At 57.7% G+C, this 16,403-nt stretch carries 15 protein-coding genes; 7 read left to right on the forward strand and 8 right to left on the reverse strand.

Annotated elements, in window-relative coordinates:
* Both NHU87_RS01920 and NHU87_RS01925 read right to left on the reverse strand, forming a co-directional pair.
* Positions 1–717 carry an HAD family hydrolase gene (locus NHU87_RS01920; protein ID WP_437180814.1) on the reverse strand — a complete coding sequence of 239 codons (717 nt, stop codon included), beginning with the start codon at positions 715–717 and terminating at the stop codon, positions 1–3.
* Entirely contained in the window at positions 717–1,712 is a 996-nt protein-coding gene (locus NHU87_RS01925; RefSeq protein ID WP_253545083.1) for an isocyanide synthase family protein, read from the reverse strand. Before NHU87_RS01925 ends, NHU87_RS01920 begins: the two co-directional genes overlap by 1 nt.
* Before the next feature lie 273 nt (positions 1,713–1,985).
* Between NHU87_RS01925 and NHU87_RS01930 the strand changes: the two genes are divergently transcribed.
* The gene (locus NHU87_RS01930) at positions 1,986–3,812 is read left to right on the forward strand and encodes a di-heme-cytochrome C peroxidase (RefSeq protein ID WP_253545085.1); all 1,827 of its coding nucleotides are present in this window, start codon (positions 1,986–1,988) and stop codon (positions 3,810–3,812) included.
* 115 nt (positions 3,813–3,927) lie between these two features.
* Here NHU87_RS01930 and NHU87_RS01935 read toward each other — a convergent pair whose 3' ends face one another.
* The 4 genes from NHU87_RS01935 to NHU87_RS01950 form a co-directional block, all read right to left on the reverse strand.
* Positions 3,928–4,476, reverse strand: a complete 549-nt coding sequence (locus NHU87_RS01935; protein ID WP_008011722.1) for a cupin domain-containing protein — start codon at positions 4,474–4,476, stop codon at positions 3,928–3,930.
* 456 nt (positions 4,477–4,932) lie between these two features.
* Positions 4,933–6,231, reverse strand: coding sequence for an NAD(P)/FAD-dependent oxidoreductase (locus NHU87_RS01940; protein WP_253545087.1), 1,299 nt, complete (start codon positions 6,229–6,231; stop codon positions 4,933–4,935).
* Between the two features lie 52 nt (positions 6,232–6,283).
* A complete protein-coding gene (locus tag NHU87_RS01945) occupies positions 6,284–7,774 on the reverse strand; it encodes an aldehyde dehydrogenase (protein ID WP_253545089.1) in 1,491 nt (496 codons plus the stop codon).
* A gap of 175 nt (positions 7,775–7,949) precedes the next feature.
* A complete protein-coding gene (locus NHU87_RS01950) occupies positions 7,950–9,326 on the reverse strand; it encodes a glutamine synthetase family protein (RefSeq protein WP_253545091.1) in 1,377 nt (458 codons plus the stop codon).
* Between the two features lie 280 nt (positions 9,327–9,606).
* On the opposite strand from NHU87_RS01950, the gene NHU87_RS01955 reads away from it, so the two are divergent.
* The 5 genes from NHU87_RS01955 to NHU87_RS01975 all read left to right on the forward strand — a co-directional run bounded on the left by NHU87_RS01955 (position 9,607) and on the right by NHU87_RS01975 (position 14,904).
* Positions 9,607–10,368: a gamma-glutamyl-gamma-aminobutyrate hydrolase family protein gene (locus NHU87_RS01955; RefSeq protein WP_253545093.1), complete on the forward strand. Its 762-nt coding sequence runs from the start codon at positions 9,607–9,609 to the stop codon at positions 10,366–10,368.
* A gap of 347 nt (positions 10,369–10,715) precedes the next feature.
* Positions 10,716–11,858, forward strand: a complete 1,143-nt coding sequence (gene potA / locus NHU87_RS01960) for a polyamine ABC transporter ATP-binding protein (protein ID WP_253545095.1) — start codon at positions 10,716–10,718, stop codon at positions 11,856–11,858.
* A 29-nt stretch (positions 11,859–11,887) separates the two neighbouring features.
* The gene (locus tag NHU87_RS01965; protein ID WP_253545616.1) at positions 11,888–12,769 is read left to right on the forward strand and encodes an ABC transporter permease subunit; all 882 of its coding nucleotides are present in this window, start codon (positions 11,888–11,890) and stop codon (positions 12,767–12,769) included.
* Entirely contained in the window at positions 12,766–13,650 is an 885-nt protein-coding gene (locus NHU87_RS01970) for an ABC transporter permease subunit (RefSeq protein ID WP_038983843.1), read from the forward strand. Before NHU87_RS01965 ends, NHU87_RS01970 begins: the two co-directional genes overlap by 4 nt.
* Positions 13,651–13,806: 156 nt before the next feature.
* Complete coding sequence (locus NHU87_RS01975; protein WP_253545097.1) at positions 13,807–14,904, forward strand: polyamine ABC transporter substrate-binding protein; 1,098 nt, start codon at positions 13,807–13,809, stop codon at positions 14,902–14,904.
* A gap of 258 nt (positions 14,905–15,162) precedes the next feature.
* Here NHU87_RS01975 and thpR read toward each other — a convergent pair whose 3' ends face one another.
* Complete coding sequence (gene thpR, locus NHU87_RS01980; RefSeq protein WP_253545099.1) at positions 15,163–15,702, reverse strand: RNA 2',3'-cyclic phosphodiesterase; 540 nt, start codon at positions 15,700–15,702, stop codon at positions 15,163–15,165.
* Between the two features lie 126 nt (positions 15,703–15,828).
* Here thpR and NHU87_RS01985 point away from each other — a divergent pair, with 126 nt between their 5' ends.
* Entirely contained in the window at positions 15,829–16,023 is a 195-nt protein-coding gene (locus NHU87_RS01985) for a hypothetical protein (protein WP_030128949.1), read from the forward strand.
* A gap of 13 nt (positions 16,024–16,036) precedes the next feature.
* On the opposite strand, the gene NHU87_RS01990 is transcribed toward NHU87_RS01985, so the two are convergent.
* Positions 16,037–16,390: a DUF1428 domain-containing protein gene (locus NHU87_RS01990; RefSeq protein WP_253545101.1), complete on the reverse strand. Its 354-nt coding sequence runs from the start codon at positions 16,388–16,390 to the stop codon at positions 16,037–16,039.
* Positions 16,391–16,403: the final 13 nt, after the last annotated feature.

Genomic DNA, 16,403 nt, shown 5'->3' on the forward strand with positions numbered 1-16,403 from the left:
TCAATAGGATTTGATGGTGTCGCCATGCTCGGTGAATGCATGCGCTGTAGCGCAGACTTGCTGCAGAATGCGCAGCAACCCGGTCGGGTGTTCACAACAGAAGTTGGGGGTTTGGGCCTGCAATGTAAGGGGCTGGCCATACCCCCAAGTGACCGCCGCCGAGTACATACCTGCAGCACGGGCGGTCTTCAGGTCGATGGTCGTGTCACCGACGAACAAACAGCGTTGCGGATCAACCGACAATCGCCGGGCGGCTTCCCATGCCACATTCGGCTGAGGTTTGAGCGCCCTGCCCGCGCGATGCCCCAGAATCGTCCCGAAGGTATTCTGTGGAAGCAGCACATCGGCTACTTGAAGGGCCATGTCCTCGGTCTTGTTGGTCACGATTGCCAGCGGCACTTGTAACTGGCGACAGCCTTCGAGCAAGGCAATCACACCGCTGAATGGCCGGGAAAATTGAACAAGGTTGTTTTGATACAGCGCCACATAACGCTGGTGCAGGGCGACCGCGTCGGCTATGCCAAACCGCGTGGCAACCTGCTCGATCATCGCCGTGACCCCGCCGCCGATATAACCGCGCACCGTTTCCGCTGTCTGCGCCGGGCAACCGTGTTCGAGCAACACCTGGTTCAGGCACCAGGTGATGTCAGGCAAGGTGTCGACCAGGGTCCCATCCAAATCGAAGAGTACGGCTTCGACCCGCAACCGAGACGCCATCATTGCGCACTGGCGTAGTGACAAGGACGCCCCTTGCGAAACACCAGACGGTGGTAGCGCTCATCGACATTGCTGCGTTTTTCGAGGGTGACCACACCCCGTCGCTTGATGGCCACCGAATGCCAGGGCGTACGCCACAGGTCACTGGTTGGTACCAACCGGATACCGATTTTCGTCGACACCGCCAGTTGCGGGTGAATCGACAGGCGCAGGCAATGCGGGTAGCGCGCCTGTAACAGTGCACTCCAGGCTTCACTGCGCTGGATCACTCGCTGCGAGGCCGGTTTGGCGACTTTCTTTATCGCATTAAGGCTCATGCCGGCGAATACCTTGAGCCCCAAGTAATCCTCGGAAAGAAAGCGATGGATGCCGCAGTACATCAACATCATGTGCGGATCATCCTTGAAGCGCTGCTGCAACAAGATCAATGACTGACCGTGCTCGATCATCATCTCCTCACGCATGGCGTCCAGACAATCAAGCGGAGGATAGGCATCCCTGAGGTCGAAATGGGCGAACGTGCCGGGATAGTGCTGTTCGGCGTAGTCCTGGATAGCGTCGGTGTAGGCCTTAACGTCCGCATCCGGAACATGCACCAAGTCAGAGAATACATAGCCATCGGAGCAGATATGAATCAGCGCGCCCGGTGCGTAGATCTGCTGGATCTCATTGCACAGGCGATGTAGCTCGTCAATTGCATGATGTTCAGCAAGATCGGGTAGATGGCTGAGGGTTTTCTTGCGACTCGGCGACTTACCGGGAAAGGCTGGCAAGACCATTTCGACCTTGCGACCGCTCTCGACCGCTTGCATGACCTTCGCCAGATGGGGTTCCAGCACCTGCGCCGAAAGTTCGTGATCCTCCCCCGGAGCAAGGCTACGGCGGCGGAACAGGCATTCGAGGATTTGCTGGGCAATGGTCATGTGTGGGGTGTTCTGATGCTCATGCACCAACTGACCGCACACCTGTTGAGCAACGGTGTTTGAACCTTGCATAGACAATCCCTTGTGTGGTGAATAACAGCCTTCTTTTGGCCGTCAGCAGATATTCCTTACCTGCGGGGCGGATAAATTCCTACAAGTCGTTAGGTCTGTCAATCGTGGCAATCAGGAATATTGCGGGCTGATTTGTGGTCGAGGGCTCGACACGAATGCCATCGAACAAAAATTAAGGAACTGTGTTTTTTCGTGACTACACTCATGACTGGTAGCTTTTGGCTACCAACGTGATGGGTCCCAACAGGAAATTTACAAATAGAAGGGAATCTGATGAGCAAATTAAAAGCCCCCCCGTTTGCCTGCGCTGCATTGTTGTTTTTCGGCTGTGATTCAATGGCGCTGGCTGCTACCGATATTCTGGATCAGGGATGGAATGACACCACCCTCTCCAATTGGCATGACCTTTCACAGGGATCGAGAATTCTCCCTCTCTCCTGGGCGCTTGCATTGGAAGAGCCCGCTTCAGAGGAGAGGTTCATGAATGACAAAGCGATCTCGGCCTACGGTTACACGCCTTATCAGCCGTCTTATAAAGGTAAGCATTTTACGTTGCCGATGGGTTTCGTTTTGGATGATAGCCACGACAACAAGCTGTCTTTCACGAAACTCCGTTGGTTTTTTGGACAAGGGACGCAAGAGCCGTGGGTGGGGATGAACTGCTCTGCGTGTCACACGGCTCAAATCAATTTTGAAGGACAGAACCTTGTTATCAATGGCGGGCCAACGAACGCCGACTTTCAAAATTTCTTTAAGGCGTTGAGAGCGGCTTTAAGTACAACAGCTTCCGACCCTGAAAAATTTGAACGCTTTGCAAAGAGTGTCCTGGGTGATGACCTGTCGAAAGGGAATCGCCATCGGCTGAAAAAATCCCTGGATAGCTTGAATGCGTTTTATGCACAAAACGAGACCCTGAATGCCACAGATCTGCAATATGGCCCAGGTCGCCTTGATGCAGTGGGCCACATTCTCAACAAAATCAGTCAAGTCACCCAAGCGAAACCACCTACCCCTAACCCCTCTGATGCTCCGGTAAGTTATCCATTTCTGTGGAATACGCATCAGCATAATGTCCTCCAATGGAACGGAATGGTCGGCAAAAAAACACTCCCCTCGATAAAAAAAGACGGCGGCCTCGATGTTGGAGGTCTGGGGCGTAATGCTGGAGAGGCCATCGGCGTGTACGCCGATATTCGACCAGTTAAAGAAAATCCGGCCAAGCCAGGATTTATCTCCAGTGTGAACGTGAAAAACCTGGATGTTCTAGAACGTTCTCTTTATACCCTGAAGCCTCCGCAATGGCCGGGGTCGCTGCCAAAAGACCTCACGTCAGGCGCCAAATTATTTACGGAAAATTGTGCCGGCTGTCATGTACCCCTTGATAGAAACGATCTCAAGACGGCCATCACAGCGGTCATGATTCCAATCTCTGCCAATGAAAATCTAAATCCTCGGGGCCCAAATGACAGGACCATTAGCACGGACCCCTGGATGGCGTGTAATGCCTATCAATTTAAAGCGGATGCTGGTGTGTTAGCGGGTTATTCCAAAGTGGGTAGTCCAAAAGAAACCATTCAGCCAAATGACCTTCTCTACAACATGCTGGGTGTGACCGTCCTTGAGACATTACTTGGCAAAGGACGCGATCTCGCCGAGTTGGCTTTCGATGGATTGCTTGGAATAGATACCAAACCTCAAAAAGTCCCTGGATTCAAGGACCGTGCCTTGTTCAGCGATGTTGATGAGAAAGCGCTACGGTTAATCAACTGCTACCGTGACAGCCCAAAAGTTGCTCTTCTCGCCTATAAAGCAAGACCCCTCACCGGCATTTGGGCCACAGCGCCCTATTTGCATAACGGCTCTGTGCCGACCCTGAACGACCTTCTCCTGCCACCCCGTCAGCGTCCTTCAAGTTTTTACACAGGGACTAATGAATTCGATAATCAAAAGGTGGGATTCAAGACCGAGAAATCGGACAAGAATTGGTTTCTTTTCAACACCAAGCTTGAGGGCAACAGCAACGCCGGGCATGACTATGGCGTGGGTAGCCTCAGTGATGTTCAAAGGTCACAGCTTCTCGACTACTTGAAGTCACTTTGAGCTGAGTCACAGACGCCCGCACCTGAGGCATGGAGGGGTAATCGCTAGTAGGGGCGACCAAAAATAGTGGTCGCCCCTGCCGAGGCCGTTAGAGGTTTAATGCTTGCTTTAGATATCAGAAGTTAGCCGGGGTGTTGGCGCTGATGATTTCAGCCTCATCCGCGCCAATATTGCGAAACCGATGCGGCAGCGTCGTCGGAAAGTAATACCCATCTCCGGCATTCAGCACACTAATCTGTCCATCCACCGTCAGCTCAACCGTGCCACGGGTTACGAGCCCGCACTCCTCCCCTTCAGCATGCACAATCGGCTCTTCGCCCGAACTCGCCCCAGGCGCGTACTGCTCGCGCAAAAGCCGCATCTGCCTACTCGGCACCGAAGCGCCAATCAGCAACAACCGCAACCCATGACGCCCGAGATCCGGCTGTTCATTGGCGCGGAACACGTATTGGTGCTCGCGAGGCGGTTGGTCGAAGGTGAAGAAGTCCGCTAAAGACATGGGGATGCCTTCGAGCAGTTTTTTGAGGGAGCTGACGGAGGGACTGACGCGATTCTGTTCGATCAGGGAAATGGTGGCATTGGTGACGCCGCTACGCCGGGCCAGCTCGCGCTGGGAGAGTTTGTAGCTTTCGCGTACTAATTTGAGTCGTGAGCCCGTGTCCATGACAGCCTTATGCGAAGAATACTTAAGGGGTAATGGGGGTGGGTGGCGGGCGACTGGTGGCCGCGGATTACGCCGTTTCCCGTCCCGGAACCGTGGAAGGCGGGTATTAAATCACGTTTGTTGGTGTTGCTCAGCAGGTTCGATAAACGGCTGTGAAAAAAGCCGGCGGGCCCCTGATGCAGGTCGGTCAGATGCGGGAATTGTGGGAGTGAGCCTGCTTGCGATGGCGGTGTGTCAGGCGATATTGATGGCGGCTGATATGGCCTCATCGCGAGCAGGCTCGCTCCCACAGTTTGGTCCGGGTTGACCATCAACTTGGTGTTCGGCCTGGATCCCTGTGGGCGCGAGCCTGCTCGCGATGGCGGTGTTTCAGGTGACATCAATGTTGACTGTGCCGCCGTCATCGCGGGCAAGCCCGCTCCCACAGGTATTGTGGTGCCGCCAGTTGCGGTTGGGTTAGATACCGAAACGGTCGCGTAGCGCGTAATACGCGGCGCCCATGGCGGTGAGTGGGGCCTGGAAGGTGCGGCCACCGAGCATCGGCATGTGCGGCAGGGAGGCGAAGGCGTCGAAGCGTTCGGCGTCGCCGCGGATCATTTCCGAGATGAGTTTGCCGGCCAGGTGCGAGCAGGTGACGCCGTGGCCGCTGTAGCCTTGCATGTAGTAGGCGTTTTTTTCGATGCGGCCGAATTGCGGCATGCGTGACATGGTCAGCAGGAAGTTGCCGGTCCAGCGGTAGTCGATTTTTACGTCCTTCAATTGCGGGAAAGTCTTGAGGATTTTTGGTTTGATCAGTTGTTCGATGTCGTCGGGCTCGCGAGCGCCGTAGACCACGCCGCCGCCGTACAGCAGGCGGTTGTCGGCGGTGAGGCGGTAGTAGTCGAGCAGGTAGTTGCAGTCCTCGACGCAGTAGTTGTTGCTGATCAGGCTGCGGGCGACTTTTTCGGACAGCGGCTCAGTGACGACGATTTGCGAACCGCAGGGCATGCTTTTGCGCGTGACGCGGTTGTCGAGGTCTTGAGGCAGGTAGGCGTTGCCGGCGATCAGCAGGTACTTGGCCCGCACCACGCCTTTGGCGGTGCGCACGGTGATCGGTTCGCCGTAGGTGATTTCCACGGCAGCGGACTGTTCGTAGATTTTGCCGCCCAGGCTGATGATCGCGGCGGCTTCGCCAAGGGCCAGGTTCAGCGGGTGGATGTGGCCGCCCTGCATGTCGAGCAGGCCGCCGACGTAGTTGTCGCAACCCACTTCGCGCTTGATATCAGCGGCGTCGAGCATTCTCAGGTTTTTGTTGCCGTAGCGCTCCCAGCTGCTCTTCTGTTCGGCCAGGCCATTGAGTTGTTTTTTGTTCAGCGCTGCGAAGATGCCGCCGGGGCGGTAATCGCATTTGATGTCGTATTCTTTGATGCGCGAACGGATGATGTCGGCGCCTTCGAAAATCATGCTGCCGAGCACTTCGGCGGTTTTGTCGCCGTAGCGCTCTTCGATGACATCGACGTCACGGCTGTAGGAGTTGACCAGTTGGCCGCCGTTGCGACCGCTGGCGCCGAAGCCGACTTTGGCGGCTTCCAGCACGGTGACGCTGTAGCCCGCTTCGCTGAGGAACAGCGCCGAGGACAGACCGGTGTAGCCGGCGCCGATCACGCAGACGTCGCAGTCCACCGCTTGTTCCAGCACCGGGAAGTCACCGGTGAAGTTACGGGTCGCGGCGTAGTAGCTGTTTACATGGGTTTGTTGAACAGAGCTTTGTTTCATACGTTTCTCCGAGGGCCGCCGACATGTGCCGGCGACCGCCGCTGTAAAAGGGTTAGAGCTTGATCCAGGTCGCTTTGAGTTCGGTGTATTTGTCGAACGCATGCAGCGATTTGTCTCGACCGTTACCCGACTGTTTGAACCCACCGAACGGCGCGGTCATGTCGCCGCCGTCGTACTGGTTGACCCAGACACTGCCGGCGCGCAAACCGCGAGCGAAGGTGTGAGCTTTGCTGAGATTGCTGGTCCAGACACCCGCAGCCAGACCGAAGATGCTGTCGTTGGCGATCTGCAGGGCTTCTTCAGCGGTGTCGAAGGTGATCAGCGACAGCACCGGGCCGAAGATTTCTTCCCGGGCGATGGTCATGGCGTTGGTCACGCCGTCGAAAATCGCCGGTTCCACGTACAGGCCACCGGTGTCTGCGAGGGTACGATTGCCGCCGGCGATCAGTTGAGCGCCCTGCTCTTTACCGATCTGGATGTAGCGCAGCACGTTCTCCAGTTGGCGCTGATCGACGACTGCGCCGACAGTGGTTTCAGGATCGAGGGCGTGCCCCGGTTTCCAGGCTTGCAGTGCTTCCACCAGCAATGGAATGAATTGCTCGCGGATAGAGCGTTCCACCAACAGACGCGAGCCGGCGGTGCAGACTTCGCCCTGGTTGAAGGCAATCGCGCTGGCCGCTGCTTGTGCTGCCGCGCGCAAGTCCGGCGCATCGGCGAACACCACGTTCGGGCTCTTGCCGCCCGCCTCCAGCCAGACGCGTTTCATGTTGCTTTGACCGGCGTAGATCAGCAGTTGCTTGGCAATCGCGGTGGAGCCGGTGAAGGCCAGCACGTCGACGTCCATGTGCAACGCCAGCGCCTTGCCGACGGTGTGACCGAAGCCCGGCAGGACGTTGAACACGCCTTTAGGGATACCGGCGTCGAGGGCCAGTTGCGCGATGCGGATAGCCGTCAGCGGTGACTTTTCCGAAGGCTTGAGGATGAACGAATTGCCTGCCGCCAAGGCCGGGGCGAATTTCCAGCTGGCCATGATCAGCGGGAAATTCCACGGCACGATGGCAGCGACCACGCCTGTCGGTTCACGGGTGATAAGGCCGAGTTGGTCGTGTGGCGTGGCGGCAACTTCGTCGTAGATTTTGTCGATGGCTTCGGCGCTCCAGCGGATCGCGTTGGCGGTCGCGGGGATGTCGATGCTCATGGAGTCGCTGATCGGTTTGCCCATGTCGAGGGTTTCAAGCAGCGCCAGTTCTTCCTGGTTCGCCAGGATCAAATCCGCGAAGCGAATCAAAATGCGCTTGCGTTCTGCTGGCGCCAACCGCGCCCAGATGCCGGATTCGAATGTGCGTCGCGCGACGACTACCGCCGCATTGGCGTCGGCTTCGTCGGTGCTGGCGATGTTCGCCAGGAAGCGGCCGTCGACCGGGCTGATGCATTCGAAGGTATCGCCGCTGAGTGCCGGGCGGTATTGGCCGTCGATGAATGCGCGGCCTTCTAGTGTGAGGGACTGGAAGCGTTGCTCCCAGTCGCTGCGAGTGTTTGTCATGGTTGTGACTCTACGCAGAGGAATAAGTAGTCGTTGGATTGAGCTGGCGAAGGTGGAGTGTCAGGCGATTCCAACGGTGATTGTGCTGCCGTCTTCGCGGGCAAGCCTCGCTCCTACAGGGTTTGTGCCCGACACATCATCCCTGTAGGAGCGAGGCTTGCCCGCGAAGGGGCCATCAAACCGTATGCAAGTACCAGTTGTACTCAAGGTCCGAGATGGAGTTTTCGAACTCGGCCAGCTCGCTTTCCTTGCACGCGACGAACACGTCGATGTACAGCGGGTCGATGTAGCGCGCCATGACTTCGCTGTCGTCCAGTTCACGCAAAGCATCGCGCAGGTTGTTCGGCAGGCTTTGCTCGTTCTGCTCGTAGCTGTTGCCTTCGACCGGGGCGCCCGGTTCGATTTCGTTGGTCAGGCCGTGGTGAATACCGGCCAGTACCGACGCCATCAGCAGGTACGGGTTGGCGTCGGCGCCGGCAACGCGATGCTCAATGCGCACGGCATCCGCCGAACCGGTGGGCACGCGGACCGCTACGGTGCGGTTGTCGATGCCCCAGCTTGGCGAGTTCGGTACATAGAACTGCGCGCCGAAACGGCGGTACGAGTTGACGTTCGGGCAGAGGAACGCCATCTGCGCCGGCAGGGTCTCGAGCACACCGCCGATCGCGTGACGCAGTGCGGCGTTCTGCTCGGGATCCTCGCTGGCAAAGATGTTGTTGCCTTGCTTGTCGAGAATCGAAATGTGCACGTGCAAACCGTTGCCCGCCTGGCCCGGATACGGCTTGGCCATGAAGGTGGTATCCATCTCGTGGTCGTAGGCGATGTTCTTCACCAGACGCTTGAGCAGCACCGCGTAGTCGCAGGCCTTTATCGGGTCGTTGACGTGATGCAAGTTCACTTCGAATTGCGCCGGGGCGCTTTCCTTGACGATGGCGTCGGCAGGAATGCCCTGCTCTTTCGCGCCTTCGAGGATGTCTTGCAGGCAATCGACGTATTCGTCCAGGTCGTCGATCAGGTACACCTGAGTCGACATCGGACGCTTGCCCGAAACCGGCGAGCGCGGCGATTGCGGACGACCGTTCACGTTGTCCTGGTCAATCAGATAGAACTCGAGTTCGAAGGCTGCGCAAATGGTCAGGCCCATGTCATCGAACTTGCTCACCACTTGACGCAACACTTCACGCGGGTCAGCGAAGAACGGCTGGCCTTCGAGTTCGTGCATGGTCATTAACAGCTGCGCGGTCGGGCGCTTCTGCCAGGGTTCGATGCTGAGGGTATTGGGGATGGGGAAGCAGATTCGATCCGAGTCGCCGATGTCCAGACCCAGCCCGGTGCTTTCCACCGTAGAGCCGTTGATGTCCAGAGCAAACAGTGACGCCGGGAGGTTAATGCCTTTTTCGTAAACCTTATGAAGACTGGTGCGTTCGATGCGCTTGCCGCGCACCACACCGTTCATATCCGCAATCAGAAGGTCGACGTACAAAACCTCAGGATATTTCTTAAGGAATGCGTTTGCTTCGTTGAGTTGAACGGCACGCAGAGGGACCGACATGATGCACCTATTAGCTGTTAATTATTATGTTCACTACCCTTTCACGAGCCCAGTCAATCCGAAAGGCAAAGTGAAGTCAATAGCGAACACTTGGCCTTTCAACCTTTATTTTCTGGCCTTTTCTGGACACGAGAGTGCCATATCAGTCTTGTGCACCGCGTAAATCCTGAAGATCGGACGTGTGGTGTTTAGAATTTTTTACATGAGAGTTGTTAATTAAAATCAACAAGGCTAAGCTCCGGAAAAGCTCGTTCAAGTGTGAAACTTCGAGGTGATAAAAATGGCATTCAAGCCATTGATCGGCGTTACTGCGTGCATCAAACAGATTGGCCTGCACCCCTACCACGTCAGCGGCGACAAGTATTTGCGTGCTGTCAGCGTCGCGGCTTTGGGGTTGCCCGTGGTCATTCCTTCTTTAGGCGATCTGACCGAAATCGATGACCTGCTCGCGCAGCTCGACGGTCTGTTGCTGACCGGCTCGCCGTCCAATGTGGAACCCTTCCACTATCAAGGCCCGGCCAGTGCCCCCGGCACGGATCACGATCCGCAACGGGACGCGACCACCCTGCCCTTATTGCGCGCAGCCATTGCCGCCGGCGTTCCGGTGCTCGGCATCTGTCGGGGCTTTCAGGAAATGAACGTGGCGTTCGGTGGCAGCCTGCATCAGAAGGTGCATGAACTGCCTGGCTACCTCGATCACCGCGAAGCGGATCATCCGGACCTGGCTGTGCAATACGCGCCTGCTCATGCGGTCAACGTGCAGCGGGGTGGCGTGTTCGAAGCGCTGGATTTGCCGCAGATGTTCCAGGTGAACTCGATTCACAGCCAGGGCATCGACCGGCTCGCTCCTGGCCTTCGCGCTGAAGCTGTCGCACCGGATGGTTTGATCGAGGCGATCTCTGTCGAGCACAGCAAGGCCTTCGCCGTCGGCGTGCAATGGCACCCGGAATGGCAGGTGCTTTCGAATCCCCCCTATTTGAGTATTTTCCAGGCGTTTGGCGAAGCGTGCCGGCAACGGGCGGCGCTGCGTAATACGCGCTGACTTCAAAAAGCATTCAACGATTTAACTGCCCCCGTGAGTCTGGCGGGCGTGCCTTTGCGCGCCGGTCGCTCACGTAATAGATGAACCGCAATAACAACAAGTACGACCAGGCAGCCAGGATGGCGGTGCCGAATAAGCCCTCCGGTACGGGTAAACGCCAATCCCTGTAGGAGCGAGGCTTGCCCGCGAAGGCGGTGTATCAGGCAACGATGATGTCGACTGACACACCGCCTTCGCGGGCAAGCCTCGCTCCTACAAGGGGCCGCGTTATGACTGGCATCGGGTTGCAATCCACTCTTAAGTCAGGCCGCGTTGGCCCGACGACTGAAACCTGTTGGGAGTTTCATATGGCAAACGCCTCCAGCATCTACAGGAAGGCTCTCGAAGGTCACCAGGCACCGAAAAAGGTGTTGGTGAAAGTCGACCGCGTCACCAAGAAATTCGACGAAACCACCGCCGTGGACGATGTGTCCCTGGAGATCCATCAGGGTGAAATCTTCGCCCTGCTCGGCGGTTCCGGCTCCGGCAAATCGACGCTGCTGCGCATGCTCGCCGGCTTCGAGCGCCCGACTGAAGGGCGGATTCTGCTCGACGGTGTCGACATCACCGACATGCCGCCGTACGAACGGCCGATCAACATGATGTTCCAGTCCTACGCCTTGTTCCCGCACATGACAGTGGCACAGAACATCGCCTTCGGCCTCAAGCAGGACCGCTTGCCCACCAGCGAAATCGACGCCCGTGTCGAAGAGATGCTGCGGTTGGTGCACATGACCCAATACGCCAAACGCAAACCGCATCAGTTGTCCGGCGGCCAGCGTCAGCGCGTGGCATTGGCGCGTTCGTTGGCCAAGCGTCCGAAGCTGTTGTTGCTCGACGAACCGATGGGCGCACTGGATAAAAAGCTGCGCTCGCAGATGCAACTGGAGTTGGTGGAAATCATCGAACGCGTCGGCGTGACCTGCGTGATGGTGACCCACGATCAGGAAGAAGCCATGACCATGGCCGAACGCATCGCGATCATGCACTTGGGCTGGATCGCCCAGATCGGCAGCCCGGTGGACATTTATGAAGCGCCGGTCAGCCGAATGGTCTGCGAATTCATCGGCAACGTGAACGCCTTCGACGGCACCGTGGTCGAGGACCTGGAAGGTCACGCGATCATTCACAGCCCGGATCTGCAACAGAAGATTTACGTCGGCCACGGCGTGAGTACGTCGGTGCAGGACAAGTCGATCACCTACGCCATCCGCCCGGAAAAAATGCTGGTCAGCACCCTCAAGCCCGAGACTCGCTACAACTGGTCCGAAGGCAAGGTGCATGACATCGCTTACCTCGGCGGTCACTCGGTGTTTTATGTGGAGCTGCCCGGCGGCAAGATCGTGCAGTCGTTCATGGCCAACGCCGAACGCCGTGGCGCGCGTCCGACCTGGGACGATCAAGTCTACGTGTGGTGGGAAGACGACAGCGGCGTGGTACTGCGCTCATGAGAACCTTCAATCAGCAGTTTCTGCGCCTGGTGCCCAGCGGCCGCAAACTGGTCATCGGCATTCCGTTCCTGTGGTTGTGCCTGTTTTTCCTGTTGCCGTTCTTCCTGGTGATGAAGATCAGCTTCTCGGAAGCGGCGCTGGCCATTCCTCCCTACTCCGAGATTTACACCTTCGCCGAGCAGAAATTTCAGCTGCTGCTGAACATCGGCAACTACTCGCTGCTGACCGAAGATGAGTTGTACATCTCGGCCTACTTCGGCTCGTTGAAGGTCGCGTTTTTCAGCACGCTGATGTGCCTGGTGATCGGCTTCCCGATGGCCTACGCAATCACCAAGGCCAACAAGGAAACGCAGAACGTTTTGCTGCTGTTGATCATGATGCCGACCTGGACCGCGATCCTGATCCGCGTCTATGCGTGGATGGGCATCCTCAGCAACAACGGTTTGCTCAATGGGTTCCTGATGTGGACCGGGCTGACGTCGCAGCCGATCGAGATCCTCAATACCAACACGGCGGTCTATATCGGGGTGGTTTACGCGTACTTGCCGTTCATGGTGTTGCCACTGTACGCCAACCTGGTGAAGCACGATCACAGTTTGCTGGAAGCCGCGTCGGACCTGGGTTCGAGCAACTTCAACAACTTCTGGAAAATCACTGTGCCGCTGGCCAAGAACGGAATCATCGCCGGTTGCATGCTGGTATTCATTCCAGTGGTCGGTGAGTTTGTGATTCCGGAACTGTTGGGCGGCCCGGAAACCCTGATGATCGGTCGTGTGCTGTGGCAGGAGTTCTTCAACAACCGCGACTGGCCGGTGGCATCCGCATTGGCGGTGGTGATGCTGGCGATTCTGATTGTGCCGATTCTGCTGTTCAACCGCAGCCAGGCTAAAGAGATGGAGGGACGGGGATGAAACGCTTCGGATTTTCAAAGTTCATGCTGATTTTCGGCCTGTCGTTTATCTACCTGCCGATGCTGATTCTGGTGATCTACTCGTTCAACGCCTCGAAACTGGTGACGGTGTGGGGCGGCTGGTCGGTGAAGTGGTACGTCGGCCTGCTCGACAACTCGCAACTGATGGGCTCGGTGGTGCGCTCGCTGGAAATCGCCTGCTACACCGCGATTGCCGCCGTGGCGTTGGGCACCCTCGCCGCTTTCGTGCTCACCCGTGTGACGCGCTTCAAGGGTCGCACGCTGTTTGGTGGCTTGGTGACGGCGCCGCTGGTGATGCCGGAAGTGATTACCGGTCTGTCGCTGTTGCTGCTATTCGTGGCCATGGCGCAGTTGATTGGCTGGCCGCAGGAGCGTGGCCTGGTGACGATCTGGATTGCGCACACCACATTCTGTGCAGCGTACGTGGCGGTGGTGGTGTCGGCGCGTTTGCGTGAGCTAGACCTGTCGATCGAAGAAGCGGCCATGGACCTGGGTGCGCGTCCGTTCAAGGTGTTCTTTCTGATTACCATTCCGATGATCGCGCCGTCGCTGGCGGCGGGCGGCATGATGTCGTTTGCCTTGTCGCTGGATGATTTGGTGCTGGCGAGTTTCGTCTCTGGCCCCGGCTCCACGACCCTGCCGATGGAAGTGTTCTCGGCGGTGCGTCTGGGCGTGAAACCTGAGATCAATGCCGTGGCCAGTCTGATTCTGTTGGCGGTGTCGCTGGTGACGTTCCTCGTCTGGTACTTCAGCCGCAAGGCCGAGGCCACGCGCAAGCGGGCGATTCAGGAAGCGATGGACCAGACAGCCAGCGAGTCGTGGCAGCAACCGAAAAACCAGCGAGTCGAAGCGACGGCCTGACGAAGAACCTGTAGGAGCGAGGCTTGCCCGCGAAGAACGATGACGCGTAATACCTGAAAAACCGCGGTGCATTCTTCGCGGGCAAGCCTCGCTCCTACAACCGGCATCAGGGCTTGCCCGTTTTGTGTTCTATAAAAAGAAAATGGAGTTGTACCGATGAAAATGTTTGGCAGGACTCTGCTGACACTGTCCTTATTGGGCGCGATGGCTACCGGTGCCCAGGCCAATGACAAGGTATTGCGCGTCTACAACTGGTCGGATTACATCGCCCCGGACACCGTCAAGAAGTTCGAAGACGAGACCGGCATCCGCGTGACCTACGATGTGTTCGACAGTAATGAAACCCTTGAGGCACGCTTGCTGGCGGGTAAATCCGGCTACGACATTGTGGTGCCGTCCAACAGTTTCCTGGCCAAGCAGATCAAGGCCGGCGTCTATCAGCCGCTGGATAAATCGAAGCTGTCGAACTGGAAAAACCTCAACCCGGTGCTGCTGAAAAACGCCTCTGCCAGCGATCCTGACAATGGTCACGCTTTCCCGTACATGTGGGGTTCGATCGGCATCGGGTACAACCCGGCCAAGGTCAAGGAAGTGCTGGGCACTGATGCCCCGGTGAACTCCTGGGACTTGCTGTTCAAACCGGAAAACGCCGCGAAGCTCAAAGCCTGCGGCATCAGCTTTCTTGATTCGCCGACAGAGATGCTCCCGGCCGCCCTGCACTATCTGGGCTACCCGGTGAATTCTCAGGACAAGACGCAGATCGCCGAAGCCGAAGCGCTGTTCATGAAGATACGGCCGTCGGTGGCTTACTTCCATTCATCGAAATACATCTCCGACCTGGCCAACGGCAACATCTGCGTCGCCGTCGGTTACTCAGGCGATGTGCTGCAAGCCAAGGCCCGCGCCCAGGAAGCCGGTGACAAGGTGAAAATCGAATACAGCATCCCGAAAGAAGGCGCCGGCAGCTTTTACGACATGGTCGCCATCCCCCGGGACGCAGCCAACGTCGACAACGCCTATCTGTTCATGAACTTCCTGATGCGCCCGGACATCATCGCCGAAGTCACCAACAGCGTCGGCTACAGCAACGCCAACGCAGCGGCCACGCCACTGGTGGATGAAGCGATTCGAAACGACCCGGGTTCCTATCCGCCGCAAGCGGTGATGGCGACGTTGTATGCCATTCCAGATATGCCGATCGGTATTCAGCGGGTGATGACCCGGGGCTGGACGCGGGTGAAGCTGGGTAAGTAAATGTGCTACACCCCCTGTAGGAGCGAGGCTTGCCCGCGAAGGCGGTATGTCAGTCGACATCATCGTGCCTGATACACCGCCTTCGCGGGCAAGCCTCGCTCCTACAGGGGTAGCAGGCCGGCCCCACACTTCTGATCGTTCCCACGCGCAGCAAAGGAATCCCTCCACGGACGCTCCGCGTTCGGCTCTGGAAGGAACGCGGAGCGTCCCGGGCTGCATTCCCACGCAGAGCGTGGGAACGATCAATCTCAGGCGCCTTTATGCAGAGACCAACGGCCATTCGGCCAGCGCCCGGTACCGGCCTTTATGGGACTCGAACAAGGTGAAGCGATCCGCACGCAGAAAAAACTCTGGTGGCGTAGCGGATTCAGGGACTGGCGCCCGGTAGTCGCGCATCAGGGTCAAATGCGGGCGAAATTCCCGACGGGTGTCTTCGAAGCCAAACGGCAACATGGCCTGCTCCAGCGCATACACCAACCGCAGCAACTGCGGTTCTGCCTGCTCGGGCGCCAGCAACAAAACCCCGGAGCGACGCCAGACTTCCAGACGATCAAGCACAACCGTCAACGGCACGCCAGGCATCCGCACATTGGCGGCGGCCTCGCAGACGCCCGCTATCTGCGCCATCCCCACCGTGCCGAGAAACAGCAGCGTCAGATGAAAGTTTTCCGCCGGCACCGGTCGCCCGACATTGAGTTCCAGCGCGCTCCGCCATTGGGCAATGGCCCGGCGTTGTTCGGGGGCGCAGTTCAGGGCGAAGAACAGCCGCTTGAACGGCTCACGGGATTCATCGCTCATGTCTGCCACCTCAAGGCTTCGGGGACCCTTTGATTTTACAAAGGGATACCACGCCAGCAAGTGCATTTCTGGCACCTGCCGACATGCGCGTTATAGTTCAAGCAACCGAATCGACGGGAGGGCGCCATGCGTCAGATCATCAGCAAAGAGCCATGGTGGGCCGTGCCACCGAAACCCGGCCAGGATGAGTCCGAGCTGGAATGGGGCTGGCTGGTTCATTACAACGAAGGTGAGCCGCGTTTTGAGTTCATCAAGGAGCGACCGTCGGACAGCGAAATTCGTAACCGCAAGAGTTGCAGGACCGCCCCGACGCCGGAGTGATCCTGCGACGATTTCAGGCTTTCACGATCATCTCGAAACCGCCAAAAATCATGCGCTGACCGTCAAACGGCATCGGATTGACGTCGGGTTGCATCCGCGGATCGCTCATGAGTTTCGCCATCCCGGCGTCACGAGTGGCCTTGTCGGGCCAGACGATCCAGGAAAACACCACGGTTTCATCTTCCTTGAGTTTGACGGCCATGGGAAACGAGGTCAATTTGCCATCAGGCACGTCGTCTCCCCAGCATTCAGCGAGGCTCAGGGCGCCGCTTTCCTTGAAGATCTCGGCGGCGGATTGTGCGTGTTGCTTGAATTTTTCGCGGTTGGCGGTGGGTACTGCTGCAACGAAGCCATCGACGTAAGCCATGATTGGTTTTCCT

The sequence above is a fragment of the Pseudomonas mandelii genome (assembly GCF_024138395.1).
Classification (GTDB): Bacteria; Pseudomonadota; Gammaproteobacteria; order Pseudomonadales; family Pseudomonadaceae; genus Aquipseudomonas; species Aquipseudomonas mandelii_E.